The following is a 19,185-nucleotide window of genomic DNA, read 5'->3' as shown; positions in this document are numbered from 1 at the left end:
GGAGCCTGCTCCATGACTCAATGGGTTTACGGTTTTGGTGCTGGTCGCAATGAAGGACGCGCGGATATGCGCAACCTTCTGGGTGGCAAGGGTGCCAATCTCGCGGAAATGGCCAGCATCGGCCTGCCGGTGCCCCCCGGCTTCACCATCACCACGGAGCTATGTACCGAGTTCTATCGGAATGATCGTCGTTACCCCGACGATCTCGCAGCTCAGGTCAAGGAAGGGCTGCAGCGGGTCGAACAGGCCGTCGGCCTGACCTTCGGCGACCGGAACAATCCACTGCTGGTCTCCGTTCGCTCCGGCGCGCGGGTTTCCATGCCGGGCATGATGGATACGGTGCTGAATCTCGGTCTGAACGACCAGACGGTCGAGGGGCTCGCACGGGCGTCCGGGGATGACCGGTTCGCATGGGACAGCTATCGCCGTTTCATCCAGATGTTCGGCAGTGTCGTGCTGGGTGTCGATCACCATCGGTTTGAGGAAATCATCGAGCATATCAAGCTCGATCGCAACGTGATCGAGGATACGGCTCTTGATGCCGCCGACTGGCGCAAGGTCGTGGGCGGTTACAAGGACATGGTACTGTCCGAGACCGGTAAGCCCTTCCCGCAGGATCCTGAGGAGCAGCTTTGGGGCGCGATTGGTGCGGTGTTCGGCAGCTGGATGAACCCGCGTGCCATTACCTATCGCCGCCTGCACGAGATCCCTGCCGATTGGGGCACCGCTGTGAATGTGCAGGCGATGGTGTTCGGCAATATGGGCGAGGATTGCGCCACCGGCGTGTGTTTCACCCGCGATCCGTCCACCGGTGAGAATATTTTCTACGGCGAGTTCCTGGTGAATGCGCAGGGCGAGGACGTGGTGGCCGGCATCCGTACGCCGCAGCCGCTGTCAAAGGCCCGCGCCAAGCCCGGTGAGCGCAGTATGGAAGAAGCGCTGCCCAAGGCGTACGAAGAACTCTGTCAGGTCCGTGAAACGCTGGAAAAGCATTACAAGGACATGCAGGACATCGAATTTACGGTGCAGCGGAACACGCTGTACATGCTGCAGACCCGCAGCGGCAAACGTACTGCCGCGGCATCGCTGCGCATCGCCGTGGAGATGGCGAATGAAGGTCTGATCGACCGGAATGAGGCGGTCAAGCGCGTCAATCCGGCCTCGCTGGACCAGCTTCTGCATCCGACGCTTGATCCGAAAGCACCGCGCACGGTGTTCTCCCGTGGTCTGCCGGCCAGTCCGGGGGCTGCCTGTGGTGCGGTGGTGTTCAATGCTGACGAAGCGGAAATGCGCGCTGCCAAGGGCGAGGCGGTGATTCTGGTCCGGATCGAGACCTCCCCGGAAGATATTCACGGTATGCATGCCGCCAAGGGTATTCTCACCACGCGCGGCGGTATGACCAGCCACGCTGCGGTGGTGGCGCGTGGCATGGGCCGCCCCTGTGTCGCCGGCGCTGGCGGTATCCAGGTTGATTACGGCACTCAGGAATTGTCGGCCAACGGCATTACCATCCGCGAGGGTGAAATTGTGACCCTCGACGGTGCGACGGGCGAGGTGTTTGTCGGCCCGGTGGCGATGATCGAACCGTCCTTATCCGGTGATTTCGCCACGCTGATGGAATGGGCTGACAGCGCCCGTCGCATGAAGGTGCGGGCCAATGCGGAAACGCCGCTGGACGCGGAAACCGCCCGTAAATTCGGAGCGGAAGGCATCGGTCTGTGCCGGACGGAACATATGTTTTTCGATCCGGAGAGAATCGGGGCCGTCCGTCAGATGATCATGGCTGCCGATGAGCGTGGCCGTCGTCTGGCGCTGGAGAAGCTGCTGCCGTTCCAGCGCAAGGATTTCACCGATCTGTTCCGCATCATGCAGGGCTTGCCGGTGACGATCCGTCTGCTCGATCCGCCGCTGCATGAATTCCTGCCGCATAACGAGGAGGATCTGGCCGAGGTTGGTGTCGCGCTGGGGGTCGATCTGGACACCATTCGTCGCCGTGCCGCCGAGCTGGCGGAAGCCAACCCGATGCTGGGTCATCGTGGCTGCCGTCTCGGTATTTCCTTCCCGGAAATCTACGAGATGCAGGCACGGGCCATTTTCGAGGGTGCCCTTGCGATTGCCGAGGAGACCGGGAATGCACCGGTGCCGGAAGTGATGGTGCCGCTGGTGGGTATCAAGCGTGAGATCGAGATCGTGCGTGCTCAGATCGAAAAGGTCGCGGCGGAGGTATTTTCCCGTGCGGGCCGGACGCTGGATTATACGATCGGCACGATGATCGAGCTGCCGCGTGCGGCCCTGTCGGCTGATACGATTGCCGACAGCGCGGATTTCTTCAGCTTCGGCACCAACGATCTGACGCAGACCGTGTTCGGTCTGTCGCGTGACGATGCCGGCAAGTTCCTGCCGCATTATGTGGAGGCGGGCATCTTGCCGAAAGACCCGTTCATCTCCCTGGATGAGGAAGGCGTGGGCTATCTGATTGAGATTGCTGCAAAAAAAGGTCGCGTGGCCAAGCATGGTCTGAAGCTTGGCATTTGCGGTGAGCATGGGGGCGACCCGTCCTCGATCGCGTTCTGCGAAAAGGTTGGTCTGGATTACGTCTCCTGCAGCCCCTATCGCGTGCCTGTGGCGCGGCTGGCCGCGGCTCAGGCGGCGCTGGGTGCCGGTGGTGATCGCACGGCCTGATCACGTGCGTTCAGTCTGAAACGGATCCGGCGGGGCCTTCGGGCCTCGCCGTTTTTGTTTCGTCCGGTGGTCGGCAGAGGAAGGTTAAAACCCTGTCATCAGGCCCCCATTCCACGGTCATGTGGAATGGGGCATGATATGATCATGAACAGCCGCATACCATCATGTATCTGTGCCTGCATGGGGGCCGCTCTGCTCGTGGTGCTGCTGGGGAGTGGCGTGACACCCGGTCTGGCGGATGCGCCTCAGTTGATTACCTCCGATACGCTGGATTACTGCCAGCAGTTGCAGCATAAGCTGGCCCGACAGGAAGCGCATTTCGTGCTCGGCGCTCCCCCGTCTGATGTGATGCAACTTGCCGATCAGGGACGGCATCTGTGCGATCAGGGGCATGTGCGCGGGGGTATTCTGCGTCTGCGTAAGGCCCTGTTGATTCTCCGCCATGCAGAAAAAGCGGCGCGCTGATGGCGTGCTTTCAGCGTTTGCGGAAGGTTACGACCAACACATCGCGATAGGCAGGCAGGACAGGGTCAATCGCCTGCACGGCCGTCACCCCGTGATAGACGCGCCTGTCATGCACCAGCGCCATGTCCAGCGGTTCGGTCAGCGTAAAACTGCCCAGCAGCGTTCCGTCCTCGCCATGGATCGAGGTCTCACCGCTGGCAATGTTGTCCCGCCGCACCATCAGGACCAGCACGTAATCCACACCGTCCCGGTGCAGCCCTTCCGGTGTCGGCTTTCCGCCATCTGCAGTGGCCTCGATGCGGAACTGATGGGTTTCAACATGCCATCCCGTCTCCGGCATCAGGCTGTCGAACAGGGTGCGGCAGAAATCCAGGATACAGGTCATGGTGGGGCCGGACGCGACCGCCTCTTCCATCGGTTCGAACCAGCGCTCGATACCGCCATTCAGGCGGTTATATTCCAGCCCCTGATAATGCGGCTGATGTGGGCCGCGTTCAGCAGCATGGCCGGGCAGAATGCTGAAAACGGCATGACGCCGACGGCGGTAACGCCCTCCATCGGCCATATAAGTATCCAGGGCCAGCCTGTTCCAGCTATCGGCGAAGGCTGTCCAGTCGGAGAGTCCGGCTCTGTCGCCATCATTAAAGGCGGATAGCAGGGATGTGGCATACTCTGAACGGACGAAGGCGTATCCGGATTCACGCAGCTGGGTCGTCAGGGCATCGAACATGGCGGGCACTCGGCAGGTCTGGCGCTGACAGGGTGTCCACGCCGGGTCACAATAAAAATCGGGCAGGTGCTGGCACACAGTGGAACACTGCCGTCAAGGGCATGTGTTTATTTCCCGATGGGCATGCAAGTCCTGTATGGGCAGCCAGGCCGAGTCGCGGTAAGAGGTTCGGATGCATACAATTGCCCTGATCCTGCTTGTCATCTCCATGGCTCTGGTTGTGGGAACGCTTGTGGCCGGTATCGGCTCTGTCGGTTCCGGCGGCAGTCCGGAGCGTTCCAACAAGCTGATGCGCTATCGTATTTTATTTCAGGGGATTGCGATCCTGCTGTGTGTGCTGGCCTTCAATGTCTGGCGCTGATATCCGGCGCCGAGGCGACTGAAGCGGTTTTTCCGGAACAGGGCTGCACGGAAGCGGTTTGACAGCCTTGCGACCCGCTTGCATATCCAGAGCGCCGTTCCGGGAAATAATGCCGTGCCGCCTTGTCTGGTCGCCGGTTTATGCGCCGGGCGGTCAGCTCGGCATGGTGGCGGTCAATATGGCCTCATCATGGCTCCGGACATTCAAACGCAGCGGGAACCGCCATGAAGATCCTCGTCCCGGTCAAACGGGTAGTCGATTACAACGTCCAGGTTCGGGTCAAGGCCGATGGCACCGGGGTTGAAACGGCCGGTGTGAAAATGTCGATGAATCCGTTCGATGAAATCGCGGTTGAGGAAGCCGTGCGCCTGAAGGAAAAAGGTGTGGCTACCGAAATCGTCGTCGTTTCCGTCGGTCCGGCACAGGCACAGGATACGTTGCGCACCGGTATGGCGATGGGTGCTGATCGTGGTATTCTGGTACAGGTCGAAGAGACGGTGGAGCCACTGGGCGTCGCCAAGATCCTCCGTGCTCTGGTGCAACAGGAACAACCGGGACTGGTCGTCATGGGCAAGCAGGCCATTGATGACGACATGAATGCGACCGGCCAGATGCTGGCGGCATTGCTCGGCTGGCCGCAGGGCACGTTTGCCAGTGCTGTTGCGGTGGAAAAGGGTGATATCACCGTCACCCGTGAAATTGATGGCGGCGCGCAGACCGTGCAACTTTCCCTGCCGGCCGTCGTGACGGCGGATCTGCGGCTGAATGAGCCGCGCTATGCCAGCCTCCCGAACATTATGAAGGCGAAAAAGAAGCCGATACAGACCATGACACCGGCCGATCTCGGGGTCGATGCATCCCCGCGTCTGACCGTGTTGCGTGTGGCGGAACCGCCGCCGCGTCAGGGAGGGGTGAAAGTGAGCTCTGTTGATGAACTGGTGTCGAAGCTGAAAACCGAAGCGAAGGTGATCTGAGTCATGACTGCACTGGTTCTTGCTGAACATGACGGGCGCACGCTGAAACAGGCGACCCGCAGCGCCATTGCCGCCGCCCGGAAACTGGGCGGAGACCTCCATATTCTGGTCGCCGGGCAGGATGTCGGGCCGGTCGCTGCCCAGGCTGCCGCCATTCCCGGCGTGTCGCGCGTCGTGACCGCCGATGCACCTTCCTATGCCCATGCGCTGGCGGAGCCGCTGGCGGCTCTGCTGGTGGCGTTGGCGCCGGATTATTCCCATATCCTTGCGCCGGCTTCCGCCACCGGCAAGAATGTGCTGCCCCGCGCGGCGGCGCTGCTGGATGTGCAACCGATCAGCGACATTTGCGGTGTCGAATCGGCCGATACTTTCGTGCGACCGATCTATGCAGGGAATGCGCTGGCAACCGTGCGTTCGGCGGACCCTGTGAAGGTCATCACCGTACGCGCCGCCAGTTTCGAACCGGTTCCCTCCGAGGGTGGTTCTGCAGAAATCGCTCCCGCTTCCACCACGCCGGTCGAAGGCGGCTCCCGCTTCGTGTCAGAGGCGCTGACGGCCAGCGAACGACCGGAACTCGGCTCCGCCCGGATCGTGATTTCCGGCGGCAAGGGAATGCAGAACGCCGAAAATTTCGAGCTGCTTGACCGGGTTGCCCGGAAGCTGAATGCTGCGGTCGGTGCATCCCGCGCCGCTGTGGATGCGGGTTATGCCCCAAACGATTATCAGGTCGGGCAGACCGGCAAGATTGTTGCCCCGGAACTGTATATCGCGGTCGGTATCTCCGGCGCCATCCAGCATCTGGCGGGGATGAAGGACAGCCGGGTCATTGTCGCCATCAACAAAGATCCGGATGCGCCGATCTTTCAGGTGGCCGATTACGGTTATGTCGGCGATTTGTTCGAGGCGCTTCCCGCCCTTGAAAAAGCACTCTGATCAAAGCCTCTTTGCGTCCCGTGTTGAATCGTGCCTTGCTGCGTGGTGATGATACGCTTGTCGGTCCATGCTCCCCTTTGCGTGGATTGGCAGGCATCATGATCCGCGACAGGAATATATCGTCATGAGCGTCGAGCCTTTGCCTCTTTCTGAAGCCGCATCTTATGCCATCCGAAAAATAGGTGTGGTCGGTGCAGGGTTGATGGGCAACGGAATTGCTCATGTCTGCGCCCTGGCAGGGATCGACGTTGTACTGACCGATACCAGAGCGGAAGCTCTGGATGGTGCCATGACGACGATTCGCGTCAATCTGGATAGGCAGATCAAGGCTGGATTAACCACCGAGCAGCAGAAAGCTGCAGCGCTGACGCGTATCGTCACGGCGGTCGGTTATGATCGGCTCAGTGACTGCGATCTGGTGGTCGAGGCCATTACCGAAAAGGAAGAGGCCAAAAAAGCGCTCTACAAGCTTCTGGCGCCTCATATGAAGCCGGACTGTATTCTGGCCACCAATACGTCCTCTATTTCGATCACCCGGTTGGGGGCGAGTACGGACCGGCCGGAGAAATTCATCGGGTTGCATTTCATGAATCCGGTGCCGGTGATGAAGCTGGTGGAGATCATCCGCGGCATTGCGACGGATGATGCGACCTTTGCTGCTGTCAGCGGTCTGGCGCAGCGACTGGATAAAACCATTTCAGTGGCCGAGGATTTCCCGGCCTTTATCGTCAATCGTATTCTGGTGCCGATGATCAACGAGGCGGTTTTTGCGCTTTACGAGGGCGTGGCCACCGTCAGCGGAATTGATACTGCCATGCGGCTGGGGGCCAGCCACAGAATGGGGCCGCTGGAACTGGCGGATTTTATTGGCCTCGATACCTGCCTTTCCATCATGCAGGTTTTGTACGACGGTCTTTCCGACAGTAAATATCGTCCTTGTCCGCTGCTGGTAAAATATGTCGAAGCCGGGTGGCTGGGCCGTAAAACAGGCCGTGGTTTCTACGATTACGCCCATACGCCGCCGCGCCCTACGCGCTGACGGATCTGGCTGCTTTTTCCCTCCCCCCTCATCTTGCTGCTGCATAAGTCGTATGCGCGACTTTTTTAAAGGGTCGCACATTATCTGCTTGCATGTTCTGCATTTATGGGGCCTATTCATTGCATAAAGTGCAATCGGAGTTCACATAATGCGCAAAAATGTTCTGATGACCGCCGTATTCGGTCTGTCCATCCTGACTTCTCAGGGCCTGTCCCATGTTGCCATGGCTGCTGTTGATGCGACCCCGCATGACACCAGCCTGGTGATGAGCCGCCTCGACCCCGACAATGACGGCACCGTCAGCCTGGAAGAGGCTCAGAAGGCCGCTGAAGCGAAGTTTGAGGCTCTGGACACTGATCACGAAGGCACGCTGGATGCGTCCGAACTGACCGGCATCCTCGGCAAGAAGGCTTTGGCTGCCTTCGATCCCGACCATGACGGTTCTCTGGACAAGGCCGAATGGCTGAAGCTGGTCGATGCCTATTTCAAGAAGGCCGACCCGGATCATGACGGCACGCTGAGCCCGGCTGAGCTGAGCACCGAGAATGGCCGCGCTTTGGTGGCGCTGCTGGCTTACTGATTGTTCCGGCTTTCCGGCTCAGTCTGACAAAACGGTGCGGGCGCGTTGGTGCTCGCACCGTTCTGCGTATGGATACCCGCGCTGTTGAGCGCATCCAGAATTGTGCAGGCGGGGCAGTCATCCCCCGGGCAAGCAGCCGTCAGCCCCTGCAACGTGTCTCGCATGGTCTGAAGCCGAGCGATATCGTCCTCCAGACGATCAATATGTTCCAGGGCCAGTGATTTGACTTCGCGACTCGCCCGATGCGGGTCTGAGCGCAGGGCCATCAGCATTTTCAGCTCCTGCAATGGAAAGCCCAGCCCACGTGCGGCTGACAGAAAACGCAGACGCTCCAGCACCTCGTGGTGGTAGCGGCGATACTGATTATCGCTGCGAGACGGAGGTGGCAGCAGCCCGGCTTGCTCGTAATAACGGATGGTTTTCGCAGGCAGACCAGACAGGCGTGAGACCTCGCCGATGGCAAGACCACCCCGATGATCGTGCGTGTGATCCGGTTCCGGTGCGTCAGGCAAATGTATGATCCTCCGATAGCTTAAAGAGAGGATGGCTTCCAGCGTTTCAGCAGCAGTGCATTGACCACCACACTGACCGACGAGAAGGCCATGGCTGCCCCCGCGATCACAGGGTTGAGCAGGCCCAGAGCCGCAAAGGGCAGACCGATGGCATTATAGATAAAGGCCCAGAACAGATTTTGCCGGATTTTACGCCTTGTGGCGCGGCTGAGTGAAATGGCTTCGGCAATCAGGCCCGGCTCCGGTCGCATCAGGATAACGCCGGCTGCATGGCGGGCCGCATCGGCTCCGGTGCCAATGGCGATTCCGAGATCGGCCTGCGCCAGAGACGGCGCATCGTTGACGCCGTCGCCGACCATGGCCACCACATGGCCTTTGGCTTGCCACGCGGCGATCCGGGCGGCCTTGTCTTCGGGGCGCAATCTGGTTTCGACCAGTTCAATGCCCGCAGCTTTGGCCGCCTTGTGGCCGGATGCTTCGGTATCGCCGGTCAGCAGCATCACTGTGCAGCCGGTGGCGTGAATGCGGCGGATTGCGGCAGCGGCACCGGGGCGCAGCGTATCTTCGGCCAGTAATAGCGCAGCAGGACTGCGATCAATGGCAACCCGCAGGATGGCGGATGGGGTCTCCTGTTCCAAGGCCACGGCTTGTGGGCTGTCGGGGATGTCCAGATGAATGAACAGTGCTGCATTGCCGATGGCGATTTCATGATCGGCGACATGGGCGATCACGCCTTCCCCCGGACGCTCCTGAAGGCAATCCGGCACCGGAAGAGTTGTTTCCCCGGCCAGGGCCGATTCGCGAACGGCATGCGCCAGCGGATGGTTACTGCCCGACTCGGCGGCGGCGGCCAGACGCAGGATCGTGGCTTTGTCCATGCCGACCGGAGCGGAGGGCAGTAGAATGATCTCATGCAGCACCGGCTTGCCTTCCGTGATCGTGCCGGTTTTATCCAGCGCCACGGTGTCAATGCTGCCTGCTCGTTCCAGACTGGCGGCATCGCGGATCAGAATACCGCGTCTGGCGGCGATCCCGGTGCCGGTGATGAGGGCAGCGGGCGTGGCCAGTCCCAGCGCGCAAGGGCAGGCGATCACCAGCACGGAGACGGCAGCGCGAAACCCGTTCGCAACGTCATGGCCGATGATCCACCACCCCAGAAATGTCAGCACGGCGATGGTCACCACGGCGGGTACGAAAATGGCGGCGACCTGATCCACCAGCCGCTGTACAGGGGCCCGGCTGGCTTCCGCCTCCCGCACCAGCGAGATCACACGCGCCAGTGTGCCGTCATTGACAGTGGCCGTGACACGCACCCGCAGAAGGCCGGAACCGTTCATAGCGCCGCCGATGACGGAATCACCGGGGTACTTGGGAACCGGATGGCTTTCCCCGGTCAGCAGGCTTTCATCCGCATCGGACTGGCCGGACACGACTTCCCCATCGGCGGCGAAGCGTTCGCCGGGGCGGATGATCACGATATCTTCCGGCATCAGATGGCTCGCGGGAACGATGCGCTCTCCATCGCCATCCTGTAGCCGTGCGGTGTCTGGGCGGAGGGCCGAAAGGGCGCGCGTGGCGGAGCCAGTGGCCTGCCGCGCCCGGCTTTCCAGCCAGCGCCCGAACAGGATCAGGCTGATGACGACAGCGGAGGCATCGAAATAGCCGTGTTCACTGTCTCCGCCCAGCACAGAGGCGGTACTGTAGAGAAAAGCAGCGCTGGTGCCGATGGCGACCAGCTGGTCCATATTGCCGGCTCCGGCCCGCAAGCCTCGCCATGCAGCGATATAGAAACGGTATCCGAAACCGATCTGGACGATGCCTGCCAGCACCAGCATCAGCAGCCCGGGTAGAGGTACTCCAAGCATGGGCAGCAGCAAAGGCGCCGTAAACAGCGCGGAGAGCAGCACACGCAGCCCTTCCTGTCGGGTCGCTCTGCGTGCCTGTTGCTCGATCCGTTCTTCCTGTTCGCGCTCGCCCGTCAGTGGAGTGGCGGTAAAGCCGGAGCGGGTCACGGCCGCCACCAGCGTCTCGATCCGGGCCGAGCCTTCGACCAGGGCGCGATGGCTGATAAGGGAGACCACCGCCCGGCTGACGCCCTCGACATTGCGCAGCGCCCGCTCCACACGACCGGAGCAGCTGGCGCAGGTCATGCCGGTGATGTCCAGCTCCTGCCGGGCGGGGCCGGATGGCATCGCTTCAACCGGCATCGGGGTTACTCCGTGGCGAGAATCTCGGCACCGAAGCCCGCATCGCGCACGGCTTCCATCAGGCTGGCGGCCTCGCCGCCGCTGATCTCTGCCCGCCCAAGGGTTACGGAAGCATCGGAAACCCCCGGCACAGCCAGCAGAATGCGGCGAACGGCATTGACGCAGCCTTCGCAGGTCATGCCCTTGATCGACAGGATGGTGGTTGGGGTCATCGGCCGTTTCCTTCTTTGCCAGATAGAGGTTGTCAGATTGATCTTGTCAGACCGGCATCACGGCCCTGTGTGATCTGGAACAGGATGAAAAATGGAAGGTTCCAGCACTGGAAGGTCAAGAGGCGCTGATGATATTCCAGCGATCGGCGGCGATCTCGTCCTCATCCCTTGCTGCGACCCAGCGTGTGGTGCCGTCTTCCAGATGCTCCTGTTTCCAGAACGGGGCCTTGGTCTTCAGCCAGTCGATCAGAAAGGAGGTCGATTCCAGCGCAGCCTCACGGTGCGGCGCGGCGGTCATCACCAGAACGATAGGGGCACCGGCAGGGAGGTAGCCGATCCGGTGGATAATGGTGCAGCCCAGTAGGGACCAGCGCCGGATGGCTTCTTCGGCAATGCGGCGGATCTGTTTTTCGGTCATGCCGGGATAGTGTTCCAGGGTCATGCCCTGTAACTGTTCGCTCTGCCCGGCGCTTTCACCGCGCACCACGCCGACAAAGCTGCCGATCCCCCCGATCCGGCGCTGTCCTGCGGTCAGTGCTTCATATTCCCTTGTCATATCAAAGGGATCAGCCTGAACCGCAATACGCGGGAGCAGGGGGATCATAAGGGATTATCCGCCTGTGATCGGGGGGAAAAACCCGACCTCATCCCCCGGGGAGATGGGCGTGTCGAGCGCCGCAACCTCATGATTGACGGCACAGCGGATGCGATTTTCAGTGGCGAGCGCTGATTTGTAATCCCTGCCGCGTCCACGCAGCCAGGTGATCAGCCCACCGACATTCGCGACACCCGGAGGTAACGGCACGTGTTCCTCATTACGACCGATCCGGTCGCGAAGCCACGCGAAATAAACGATATGTAGTCCCTCCTTCATTGGTGTTCCGATCAGCCTCCACGTCGTGCAATCAATAAAAAAACGATATCCTCGGGCAGCAACACGTCAGCGTGTCTTGTCCTTGGGGGTTGGAATGGTGCGGACCGTTCCATCAGGCTCGATCACCGTACTGGTGCCGTTTCCGTTTGGGACGATGATCTGGCCGTCGGTATTCTTTCCTGTGCTGCCCGGTTCCGCGCCTTTGGCGGCTCCATTACCTTCCGGCATCGGCTTATAGGGTGCGGGAGATGGCATGACACCTGTGCCAAGTGGCATATTGGGTGTGCGTCGTACGCCGCCCAGCTCTGGCGCGATGTTATTCTGCTGCTTCTGAAGGTCGGACAAGGTGGGGGTAGGCGGGATGGGTCCGGGCCAGACATCTCCCGGCTCGGTGGTCAGCGGCGTGGTGACGGTACGTTCACCCTGCACCCGCAGCATATTCGGGCTGGAGCCGATCGGCCCGTTCGGATTGCTGCGGAAAGTGTGGGTATCCGACAGAAAATCACCGAAGCCGCAGCCTGACAGAGACAGCATGATACCCAGCAAGGTCAGACGACGCATGACGAGCTTCCTTGAACGATAGCAACCGGAATAACCGGAAAGAGACGACATAACAGCAATCATATTGCAATGGATCGCAGAACCGGAACGATCAAGCCGGCGCTACATAGCGGCTGAGAAAGCCAATCGTCCAGTTTGCAACGGCCTGCACATCATCCAGCGGCAGAAAACACGGTTTATGGATGCCGCTTTCCAGCGTTTCCGGCAGGAAAGGGGAGGCCGCAACCGCCACGATGTCACGCCGGTCCGGCCAGAGGGGCGGTTTCCCGGTTGCGGGCCGGTAGATCTCGATCTTGGGGTGAGGGTAGCTGCGGAAACCCTCGACCAGAATGACATCCACCGGTGCCATGCGCTGTACCAAACGGTCCAGATCTGGCGCCTCCTCATCTGCGCGAGGTTCATGCAGCAAGGCCCAGCGTGCCTCACCCATCAGCATGACTTCATGCGCGCCGGCTTCCCGGTGCCGCCAGCTATCCTTACCGGGACGATCGAGGTCAAAGCCATGATGGGCGTGTTTGATGGTGGAGACACGCAGCCCGGATGCGATCAGAAGCGGAATCAGGGATGTGAGGAGGGTGGTTTTACCGCTGCCGGACCAACCTGCAATGCCGAGAATTTTCGGCTTCGCGAGGGCGGAATTTGGTGAAGTCCCGGTCGTCATGGTGTGCGACTGGGTGTGGAAGAGGGATGTTCCGGTTTTGCGACACCGGCTGGAGGGGAAACATGGCGCAGTCCGGCCATCAGGTAATCCCAGCCCGTTACCAAGGTTAGTGCGGCGGCGATCCATAACTGAATTTCCCCGATCAACTGCACGGGTAGAAACCCGAGGCCGATGAGATGGGCAGCAGAATCGCCCCCCAGCAGGGTGCCGAGTGCGCCCATTTGCACACCGGTTTTCCATTTGGCCAGCCGGGTCACTGGCAGGCTGACCTGTAGTCCGGCCAGATATTCGCGCAGACCGCTGACGAGGATTTCCCGCAGCATGATGACGATAGCGGGGAACAGGCCATGATCGCCGACCCGGCCATACCCGACCAGCATCATCAGGGAGGCTCCGACCAGCAATTTATCGGCAATAGGGTCCAGCATCCGGCCCAGATCGGAAATCTGGCGGCGGTCGCGGGCGATTTTACCGTCGAAATAATCGGTGATGGCGGCGGCGGAGAAAATGATGCAGGCGGCCAGATCGCCACCGGGGCTGCCAAATGCGATCAGGGCCACCATCAGAGGGATGGCGGCAATGCGCGACAAGGTCAGCAGATTGGGAAGATCAGTTGGCACGATGCTGTCTTAGCCGTTTCCATGGCCGGATGAAAACCATCCACATTACAAAGCGGATTATTCTCCTTCAGGGGAAGACACTGATGAGGTAGAATGACCCTGTATCCGATCCTGATCATCCTGATCACGTTTTCTTGGGCGCAGTTCTGAACAGAGCGTATGCTTCATGCGCATAAGGCCGGCTTGCATTGGTTCCAGCAAAGACGGGTCCAGCTCCCGGGTAGCCAGCTGCAGAATTTCGGCACGTCCTGCATTGATGTCCGAGATCAGCGGACGGGCGGCAGGCAGCAGGTGCAGCCGCCAGATACGTCGGTCTGACGGATCGGGACGGCGTTCTACCATGCCGCGCTGTTCCAGCCGATCTACCAGCCGGGCGACGGTGATGGGTTCAACTTCGAGTTTCTCGGCAAGCTGTTTCTGGGAGATGCCGGGCATCTGATCCAGCCATAGCAGCATGATCCACTGGGCGCGGGTCATATCATGCAGCCGCGCACGCTTGTCGGCAGCAATGCGGAGCAGACGGGCAACGTCGTTCAGCAGAAGCAGCAGATCGAGATTCAATTCGGATGGGTCAGGGTTTTCGCACCTCATATGCTGCTTATGGGAGAAGTCCGGAGAGATTTCCAGACAAAGCCTTCTGTCATGACGAAAGGCAGCAAAACGACAAACATTATTCGATACGAAAACGTTATCTCTGCGTTGCCCTGCAATCCTTGCGCGGCTGATGGTCTTCGTGCTCGTGGCTGGGAACGGGTGATAAGCTTGTTCCGGAGGCAACTGGCGTATAGGCATTTTCTATTGATGGCTGTCCCCTCTCTGGCACGCCTGCTCTGGCCGCCGCATTCCTGTCGGCGGCTGGTGTCGGGATGCATGACGGGCCGACACAGCATGGAGCGAAAGACATGGGTTACAGGGTAGCGGTAGTTGGCGCGACGGGCGCAGTGGGCCGCGAGATTTTGAAAACCCTGGCCGAGCGTGACTTCCCTGTCTCGGAAGTGGCGGCGCTGGCGTCCGGCCGCTCAGCCGGGCAGGAGATTTCCTTTGGTGAAGACAAGGTTCTGAAGGTCCGGAACCTGGACACATTCGATTTTACCGGCTGGGATATCGGCCTGTTCAGCCCCGGTGCCTCTGTCTCCGCTGTGCACGCACCGCGTGCTGCGGCGGCTGGTTGCATCGTGGTCGATAATACCAGCCAGTTCCGTATGGAGCCGGATGTTCCGCTGGTGGTGCCGGAGGTTAATCCGCAGGCGCTTGAGTCCATCAAGCGCGGAATCATCGCCAATCCGAACTGCTCGACCATCCAGATGGTCGTGGCGCTGAAGCCGCTCCATACGCGCTGGGGCGTCAAGCGCGTTTCCGTTGCGACCTATCAGTCGGTATCCGGCGCCGGCAAGGAAGGGATGGACGAGCTGTTCAGCCATACCAAGGCCGGTTTCGTGAACGATCCCACCAAGCCGGAGCAGTTCACCAAGGAAATCGCCTTCAACTGCATCCCGCATATCGACACATTCATGGATGACGGCGCCACCAAGGAAGAGTGGAAAATGGCGGTTGAGACCCGCAAGATTCTCGATCCGGATATCGCCGTTTTTGCCACCTGCGTGCGCGTGCCGGTGTTCATCGGCCATGGCGAGGCGGTGCATGTCGAATTTGAAAAGCCGGTGACGGCATCGGAGGCGCGTGCGGTGCTGAGGGAGGCGCCCGGCATTACTGTGGTCGATCATCGGGAGGATGGTGGCTACATCACCCAGCTGGAATGTCAGGGTGAGGATGCGGTTTATGTCAGCCGCATCCGGCAGGATCCCACGGTGCCGAACGGATTGGCGTTCTGGTGTGTGTCCGACAATCTCCGCAAGGGGGCCGCGTTGAATGCGGTCCAGATTGCGGAGCTTCTGGTCCAACAGAAGCGGCTCAGAGTGCGTTGACCAAAATGAAACGGGCGGCTTTCGGGCCGCCCGTTATCGTTGGGGTGTCTGATCCTGTGATGCGGCAATCCTTCCTAATACCGGCAGATCAGGGTTGCCCGGATCACTTTATTGCTTCTTTCGCGTTGACCGCGCTGCGGCGCACAAGTATGAAAGACGTGCGCTGGTTTTGTGAAATTAAAGTGCGCAGAGGCAGGCCCCTATCATGACTGAAACACGTGAGGTTCTGGCAGTTGGACGGACGAGCGATGGTCGTCTGATCCATCGTCCGCTGTCACCCCATCTACAGGTCTATCGCTGGCCTATCACGATGGCACTCTCCATCCTTCACCGGGTCACCGGTGTTGCGGCCGCGATTGGTACCCTGCTGCTGACCTGGTGGCTGGTGGCGGCTGCGACCTCCGATCATGCCTACGACACCGTGTCCGGCTTCATGCGCTCAGGGTTGGGGTTACTGATGCTGTTTGGCTGGACGGTGGCGCTGGTGTACCATTTTATCAACGGTATCCGCCATCTGGTGTGGGATGCGGGCTATGGCTTCGACAAGCACGAAGCCAACAGAAGCTCCTATATCGTTCTGGGGCTGACGGCCCTGTTTACCGTGGCGATCTGGATCGCCGCTGCCGTGGTTCTGTAACCGGCATCAGTCAGCAGGAGCAGAGAAATGGCCCAATCATCTCCCCGTATTCGCGTCATGCGCAGCCATCTGGGCCGTGCGCGTGGTCTTGGTTCCGCAAAACACGGCCTGACCCACTGGTGGGCGGAACGCATGACTTCGGTTGCGCTGGTGCCGCTGACCCTCTGGTTTATCTTCGCCGCGCTCCATCTGACCGGTCATAGCCGGGCCGAGGTCGCGCAATGGGTTGGTCATCCCGTCCATGCCGTGCTGTTGCTGAGTCTGGTTTTTGCTACTTTCCATCATGTCCAGCTTGGTTTGCAGGTCATCATTGAGGATTACGTGCATACCGACTCCGTGAAAATTGCTAGTCTGCTTGCAGCCAGGGCAGCCTGTTTTCTGCTGGCTCTGGCCTGTGCAATTTCCATCCTGAAGCTGACGCTCTGACGCTGGCGGCCACACCGTAAGCTTTTTCAGAGAGTCTTGTTTTGCCGGATTTCCGGCATTCCTCCCTATTGTCGGACACCGGCTCGAATGCCCCAGCGGATCGGTCAAGAATGAACGCGATAACGTCTCCCTCCACCGGCGCTTACAGAATCGTCGATCACACCTACGATGTCGTTGTCGTCGGCGCCGGCGGTGCCGGCCTTCGTGCGACGCTGGGTATGGGTGCCGCCGGGCTGAAAACCGCCTGCGTCACCAAGGTCTTCCCGACCCGCAGCCATACCGTGGCGGCGCAGGGCGGCATCAGTGCGGCGCTGGGCAATATCACGCCCGATGACTGGCGCTGGCATATGTACGACACGGTGAAAGGCTCCGACTGGCTCGGGGATCAGGACGCCATCGAATATATGTGCCGCGAGGCTATTCCTGCGATTTACGAGCTTGAACATTTCGGGGTGCCGTTCAGCCGCACCGAGGATGGGCGTATTTATCAGCGCCCGTTCGGCGGCCATATGCGGGATTACGGCAAAGAGCCGGTACAGCGTGCCTGCGCCGCAGCCGACCGGACCGGCCATGCGATGCTGCACACGCTGTATCAGCAGAGCCTGAAGCATCATTGCGAATTCTTCGTCGAGTATTTCGCGCTCGATCTGATCATGGACGATGAAGGTGCCTGCCGTGGCGTCATCGCCTGGAATCTGGAAGATGGTACCATGCACCGCTTCCGCGCGCATATGGTGGTGCTGGCGACTGGTGGTTACGGACGCGCCTACCAGTCCTGCACCTCTGCCCATACCTGTACCGGCGATGGTGGCGGCATGGTGCTGCGCGCGGGCCTGCCAACTCAGGATATGGAGTTCGTGCAGTTCCATCCGACCGGTATCTTTCCCGCCGGATGCCTGATTACGGAGGGTGCGCGCGGTGAAGGCGGCTACTTGACCAATGCAGCGGGTGAGCGCTTCATGGAACGCTATGCGCCAACCGCGAAAGATCTGGCGAGTCGGGACGTGGTCAGCCGCTCCATGACCATCGAAATCAATGAAGGGCGGGGTGTCGGTCCGAACAAGGATCATATCCTGCTGCATCTGGAGCATCTCGGGGCGGAGATCCTTGCCGAGCGCCTGCCGGGCATTTCCGAAACCGCCAAGGTATTTGCCGGTGTGGATGTAACGAAGGAACCGATTCCGGTTCTGCCGACCGTTCACTACAATATGGGTGGTATTCCCACGAATTATCGCGCTGAAGTATTGCGTCCGACGGCGGAAAATCCCGATGCGGTGGTACCGGGCCTGATGGCGGTGGGGGAAGCGGCCTGCGTGTCCGTGCATGGTGCGAACCGTCTGGGTACCAACTCCCTGCTCGATCTGGTGGTGTTTGGTCGTGCCGCGGCGCATCGTGCGGCAGAGATCGTCAAGCCGGGTGCGCAGCACGCCCCGCTGCCGGCCCGTGCGGGGGAGGCCGCGCTGGATCGCCTCGATTCCCGTCGTCATGCCAGGGGTGGTTCCCGCGTGGCGGATCTGCGTGCCGAATTGCAGCGCACGATGCAGCGTCATGCCGCCGTGTTCCGCAACAGCGCCAGTCTGACCGAGGGCGTGAAGAAGATGAAGACGGTGTGGGGCGGTCTGTCGGATGTCTCCGTCACCGATCGTAGCCTGATCTGGAACACCGATCTGGTGGAAGCGCTCGAGCTGGACAATTTGATGGGCAACGCGGCCGCCACCATGGTCAGCGCCGAGGCCCGTCCGGAAAGCCGTGGCGCCCATGCGCATGACGATTATCCGGATCGGAACGATCAGGACTGGATGAAGCACACCCTGTCCTGGGTGGACGCGGGTGGCGATGTGCAGCTGGGCTATCGCCCCGTGAAAATGCAGACCCTGACCAACGAGGTCTCGGTCTTCCCGCCCAAGAAGCGCGTGTACTGAGAGCAGGGAGGATACGGACAATGGTCGAATTCGCGCTGCCCAAAAACAGCAAAATTGGCAAAGGCCGGACGTTCAAGGCGCCTGCGGGTGCGACGCGGGTCAAGGAATTCAAGATCTATCGCTGGAACCCGGATGACGGGAATAATCCGGTGGTCGATACCTACGAAATCGATCTGGATCAGTGCGGACCGATGGTTCTGGATGCGCTGATCAAGATCAAGAACGAGGTCGATACGACCCTCGCCTTCCGCCGCTCCTGCCGTGAGGGCATCTGTGGCTCCTGCGCTATGAACATCGATGGTGGCAATACGCTGGCCTGTCTGAAGCCGATCGAGGATGTGAAGGGGGCCTGCAATGTCAATCCGCTGCCGCATATGGCCGTGGTACGCGATCTGATCCCTGATCTGACGCAGGCCTATGCACAGTTGCGTAGCATCGAGCCGTGGCTGAAATCCGATACGCCTCCCCCGCCTGATGCCGAGCGTCGCCAGAGCCGTGAGGAAAGGGCCGAACTGGATGGTATGTGGGAGTGCATCCTGTGCTTCTGCTGCACCACTTCCTGCCCCAGCTACTGGTGGAATGGTGATCGCTATCTGGGTCCGGCCACGCTGCTGGCCGCGTATCGCTGGATTGCCGACAGCCGTGACGAGGCGACCGGTGAGCGTCTGGATGCACTGGAAGATCCGTTCAAGCTGTATCGCTGCCACACCATCATGAACTGTGCGCAGACCTGCCCGAAAGGGCTGAACCCCGCCAAGGCGATTGGCGAGATCAAGAAGCTGCTGGCCGAACGTCAGGCCTGAGCGGACTTTTCCAGGATGGAACGTTACGGAACGGTGGGCATTTCCCTCCGCTCCGTCGTCC

22 protein-coding genes are annotated in these 19,185 nt (G+C 60.5%); 12 read left to right on the top strand and 10 right to left on the bottom strand.

From position 1 onward, the window contains the following. Positions 1–12: 12 nt before the first annotated feature. Together ppdK and GbCGDNIH6_RS10440 are read left to right on the top strand one after the other, a co-directional pair. A complete protein-coding gene (gene ppdK / locus GbCGDNIH6_RS10445) occupies positions 13–2,682 on the top strand; it encodes a pyruvate, phosphate dikinase (protein ID WP_072563833.1) in 2,670 nt (889 codons plus the stop codon). 144 nt (positions 2,683–2,826) lie between these two features. Beyond that, the gene (locus tag GbCGDNIH6_RS10440; RefSeq protein ID WP_157692419.1) at positions 2,827–3,147 is read left to right on the top strand and encodes a hypothetical protein; all 321 of its coding nucleotides are present in this window, start codon (positions 2,827–2,829) and stop codon (positions 3,145–3,147) included. 10 nt (positions 3,148–3,157) lie between these two features. On the opposite strand, the gene GbCGDNIH6_RS10435 is transcribed toward GbCGDNIH6_RS10440, so the two are convergent. Next, positions 3,158–3,877: a 2OG-Fe dioxygenase family protein gene (locus GbCGDNIH6_RS10435; protein ID WP_072563831.1), complete on the bottom strand. Its 720-nt coding sequence runs from the start codon at positions 3,875–3,877 to the stop codon at positions 3,158–3,160. Between the two features lie 172 nt (positions 3,878–4,049). Between GbCGDNIH6_RS10435 and GbCGDNIH6_RS10430 the strand changes: the two genes are divergently transcribed. The 5 genes from GbCGDNIH6_RS10430 (at position 4,050) to GbCGDNIH6_RS10410 (ending at position 7,764) form a co-directional block, all read left to right on the top strand. Continuing rightward, positions 4,050–4,238 (top strand): twin transmembrane helix small protein, encoded by a 189-nt coding sequence (locus tag GbCGDNIH6_RS10430; RefSeq protein ID WP_011632795.1) that lies wholly within the window; start codon positions 4,050–4,052, stop codon positions 4,236–4,238. Between the two features lie 224 nt (positions 4,239–4,462). Next, the gene (locus GbCGDNIH6_RS10425; protein WP_072563830.1) at positions 4,463–5,212 is read left to right on the top strand and encodes an electron transfer flavoprotein subunit beta/FixA family protein; all 750 of its coding nucleotides are present in this window, start codon (positions 4,463–4,465) and stop codon (positions 5,210–5,212) included. A gap of 3 nt (positions 5,213–5,215) precedes the next feature. After that, positions 5,216–6,145 (top strand): electron transfer flavoprotein subunit alpha/FixB family protein, encoded by a 930-nt coding sequence (locus GbCGDNIH6_RS10420; RefSeq protein WP_072563829.1) that lies wholly within the window; start codon positions 5,216–5,218, stop codon positions 6,143–6,145. Between the two features lie 124 nt (positions 6,146–6,269). Beyond that, a complete protein-coding gene (locus GbCGDNIH6_RS10415; protein ID WP_072564536.1) occupies positions 6,270–7,184 on the top strand; it encodes a 3-hydroxybutyryl-CoA dehydrogenase in 915 nt (304 codons plus the stop codon). A 148-nt stretch (positions 7,185–7,332) separates the two neighbouring features. Next, the gene (locus GbCGDNIH6_RS10410) at positions 7,333–7,764 is read left to right on the top strand and encodes an EF-hand domain-containing protein (protein ID WP_198355754.1); all 432 of its coding nucleotides are present in this window, start codon (positions 7,333–7,335) and stop codon (positions 7,762–7,764) included. On the opposite strand, the gene GbCGDNIH6_RS10405 is transcribed toward GbCGDNIH6_RS10410, so the two are convergent. The 9 genes from GbCGDNIH6_RS10405 to GbCGDNIH6_RS10365 form a co-directional block, all read right to left on the bottom strand. Further along, complete coding sequence (locus GbCGDNIH6_RS10405) at positions 7,758–8,276, bottom strand: Cu(I)-responsive transcriptional regulator (protein WP_072563828.1); 519 nt, start codon at positions 8,274–8,276, stop codon at positions 7,758–7,760. The genes GbCGDNIH6_RS10410 and GbCGDNIH6_RS10405 overlap by 7 nt on opposite strands. A gap of 20 nt (positions 8,277–8,296) precedes the next feature. Next, entirely contained in the window at positions 8,297–10,483 is a 2,187-nt protein-coding gene (locus tag GbCGDNIH6_RS10400) for a heavy metal translocating P-type ATPase (RefSeq protein WP_072563827.1), read from the bottom strand. A gap of 5 nt (positions 10,484–10,488) precedes the next feature. Beyond that, positions 10,489–10,695, bottom strand: a complete 207-nt coding sequence (locus GbCGDNIH6_RS10395; protein WP_072563826.1) for a heavy-metal-associated domain-containing protein — start codon at positions 10,693–10,695, stop codon at positions 10,489–10,491. 115 nt (positions 10,696–10,810) lie between these two features. Then, positions 10,811–11,299 (bottom strand): molybdenum cofactor biosynthesis protein MoaE, encoded by a 489-nt coding sequence (locus GbCGDNIH6_RS10390; RefSeq protein WP_072563825.1) that lies wholly within the window; start codon positions 11,297–11,299, stop codon positions 10,811–10,813. A gap of 6 nt (positions 11,300–11,305) precedes the next feature. Then, complete coding sequence (gene moaD, locus GbCGDNIH6_RS10385; RefSeq protein ID WP_011632786.1) at positions 11,306–11,569, bottom strand: molybdopterin converting factor subunit 1; 264 nt, start codon at positions 11,567–11,569, stop codon at positions 11,306–11,308. Between the two features lie 66 nt (positions 11,570–11,635). Beyond that, entirely contained in the window at positions 11,636–12,130 is a 495-nt protein-coding gene (locus GbCGDNIH6_RS10380) for a hypothetical protein (RefSeq protein WP_081370093.1), read from the bottom strand. Between the two features lie 91 nt (positions 12,131–12,221). Continuing rightward, positions 12,222–12,791, bottom strand: a complete 570-nt coding sequence (gene mobB, locus GbCGDNIH6_RS10375; RefSeq protein WP_072563824.1) for a molybdopterin-guanine dinucleotide biosynthesis protein B — start codon at positions 12,789–12,791, stop codon at positions 12,222–12,224. Further along, positions 12,788–13,411, bottom strand: a complete 624-nt coding sequence (gene pgsA, locus GbCGDNIH6_RS10370; protein WP_072563823.1) for a CDP-diacylglycerol--glycerol-3-phosphate 3-phosphatidyltransferase — start codon at positions 13,409–13,411, stop codon at positions 12,788–12,790. The genes mobB and pgsA overlap by 4 nt, the downstream gene beginning before the upstream one ends. 57 nt (positions 13,412–13,468) lie before the next feature. Next, positions 13,469–14,002, bottom strand: coding sequence for a MarR family winged helix-turn-helix transcriptional regulator (locus GbCGDNIH6_RS10365; protein WP_025287395.1), 534 nt, complete (start codon positions 14,000–14,002; stop codon positions 13,469–13,471). Between the two features lie 311 nt (positions 14,003–14,313). Between GbCGDNIH6_RS10365 and GbCGDNIH6_RS10360 the strand changes: the two genes are divergently transcribed. The 5 genes from GbCGDNIH6_RS10360 to GbCGDNIH6_RS10340 all read left to right on the top strand — a co-directional run bounded on the left by GbCGDNIH6_RS10360 (position 14,314) and on the right by GbCGDNIH6_RS10340 (position 19,124). Further along, a complete protein-coding gene (locus GbCGDNIH6_RS10360) occupies positions 14,314–15,336 on the top strand; it encodes an aspartate-semialdehyde dehydrogenase (RefSeq protein WP_072563822.1) in 1,023 nt (340 codons plus the stop codon). A 205-nt stretch (positions 15,337–15,541) separates the two neighbouring features. Beyond that, on the top strand, positions 15,542–15,973 hold the full coding sequence (gene sdhC / locus GbCGDNIH6_RS10355) for a succinate dehydrogenase, cytochrome b556 subunit (RefSeq protein WP_072563821.1): 432 nt from the start codon (positions 15,542–15,544) through the stop codon (positions 15,971–15,973). Positions 15,974–16,000: 27 nt separating this feature from the next. Continuing rightward, positions 16,001–16,399: a succinate dehydrogenase, hydrophobic membrane anchor protein gene (gene sdhD, locus GbCGDNIH6_RS10350; RefSeq protein ID WP_072563820.1), complete on the top strand. Its 399-nt coding sequence runs from the start codon at positions 16,001–16,003 to the stop codon at positions 16,397–16,399. Positions 16,400–16,509: 110 nt separating this feature from the next. After that, positions 16,510–18,321: a succinate dehydrogenase flavoprotein subunit gene (sdhA, locus tag GbCGDNIH6_RS10345; RefSeq protein WP_072563819.1), complete on the top strand. Its 1,812-nt coding sequence runs from the start codon at positions 16,510–16,512 to the stop codon at positions 18,319–18,321. Between the two features lie 20 nt (positions 18,322–18,341). Continuing rightward, on the top strand, positions 18,342–19,124 hold the full coding sequence (locus tag GbCGDNIH6_RS10340; protein ID WP_025287391.1) for a succinate dehydrogenase iron-sulfur subunit: 783 nt from the start codon (positions 18,342–18,344) through the stop codon (positions 19,122–19,124). Positions 19,125–19,185: the final 61 nt, after the last annotated feature.

Source organism: Granulibacter bethesdensis, assembly GCF_001889525.1.
Taxonomy (GTDB): Bacteria; Pseudomonadota; Alphaproteobacteria; order Acetobacterales; family Acetobacteraceae; genus Granulibacter; species Granulibacter bethesdensis_C.
This window is presented reverse-complemented; position numbering and strand designations above follow the sequence as displayed.

Coding starts and splice junctions, on each gene's coding strand:
- ppdK (WP_072563833.1), top strand. CDS start 13: ATGACTCAATGGGTTTACGGTTTTGGTGCTGGTCGCAATGAAGGACGC.
- GbCGDNIH6_RS10440 (WP_157692419.1), top strand. CDS start 2,827: ATGAACAGCCGCATACCATCATGTATCTGTGCCTGCATGGGGGCCGCT.
- GbCGDNIH6_RS10435 (WP_072563831.1), bottom strand. CDS start 3,877: ATGTTCGATGCCCTGACGACCCAGCTGCGTGAATCCGGATACGCCTTC.
- GbCGDNIH6_RS10430 (WP_011632795.1), top strand. CDS start 4,050: ATGCATACAATTGCCCTGATCCTGCTTGTCATCTCCATGGCTCTGGTT.
- GbCGDNIH6_RS10425 (WP_072563830.1), top strand. CDS start 4,463: ATGAAGATCCTCGTCCCGGTCAAACGGGTAGTCGATTACAACGTCCAG.
- GbCGDNIH6_RS10420 (WP_072563829.1), top strand. CDS start 5,216: ATGACTGCACTGGTTCTTGCTGAACATGACGGGCGCACGCTGAAACAG.
- GbCGDNIH6_RS10415 (WP_072564536.1), top strand. CDS start 6,270: ATGAGCGTCGAGCCTTTGCCTCTTTCTGAAGCCGCATCTTATGCCATC.
- GbCGDNIH6_RS10410 (WP_198355754.1), top strand. CDS start 7,333: ATGCGCAAAAATGTTCTGATGACCGCCGTATTCGGTCTGTCCATCCTG.
- GbCGDNIH6_RS10400 (WP_072563827.1), bottom strand. CDS start 10,483: ATGCCGGTTGAAGCGATGCCATCCGGCCCCGCCCGGCAGGAGCTGGAC.
- GbCGDNIH6_RS10395 (WP_072563826.1), bottom strand. CDS start 10,695: ATGACCCCAACCACCATCCTGTCGATCAAGGGCATGACCTGCGAAGGC.
- GbCGDNIH6_RS10390 (WP_072563825.1), bottom strand. CDS start 11,299: ATGATCCCCCTGCTCCCGCGTATTGCGGTTCAGGCTGATCCCTTTGAT.
- moaD (WP_011632786.1), bottom strand. CDS start 11,569: ATGAAGGAGGGACTACATATCGTTTATTTCGCGTGGCTTCGCGACCGG.
- GbCGDNIH6_RS10380 (WP_081370093.1), bottom strand. CDS start 12,130: ATGCGTCGTCTGACCTTGCTGGGTATCATGCTGTCTCTGTCAGGCTGC.
- mobB (WP_072563824.1), bottom strand. CDS start 12,791: ATGACGACCGGGACTTCACCAAATTCCGCCCTCGCGAAGCCGAAAATT.
- GbCGDNIH6_RS10365 (WP_025287395.1), bottom strand. CDS start 14,002: ATGAGGTGCGAAAACCCTGACCCATCCGAATTGAATCTCGATCTGCTG.
- GbCGDNIH6_RS10360 (WP_072563822.1), top strand. CDS start 14,314: ATGGGTTACAGGGTAGCGGTAGTTGGCGCGACGGGCGCAGTGGGCCGC.
- sdhC (WP_072563821.1), top strand. CDS start 15,542: ATGACTGAAACACGTGAGGTTCTGGCAGTTGGACGGACGAGCGATGGT.
- sdhD (WP_072563820.1), top strand. CDS start 16,001: ATGGCCCAATCATCTCCCCGTATTCGCGTCATGCGCAGCCATCTGGGC.
- sdhA (WP_072563819.1), top strand. CDS start 16,510: ATGAACGCGATAACGTCTCCCTCCACCGGCGCTTACAGAATCGTCGAT.
- GbCGDNIH6_RS10340 (WP_025287391.1), top strand. CDS start 18,342: ATGGTCGAATTCGCGCTGCCCAAAAACAGCAAAATTGGCAAAGGCCGG.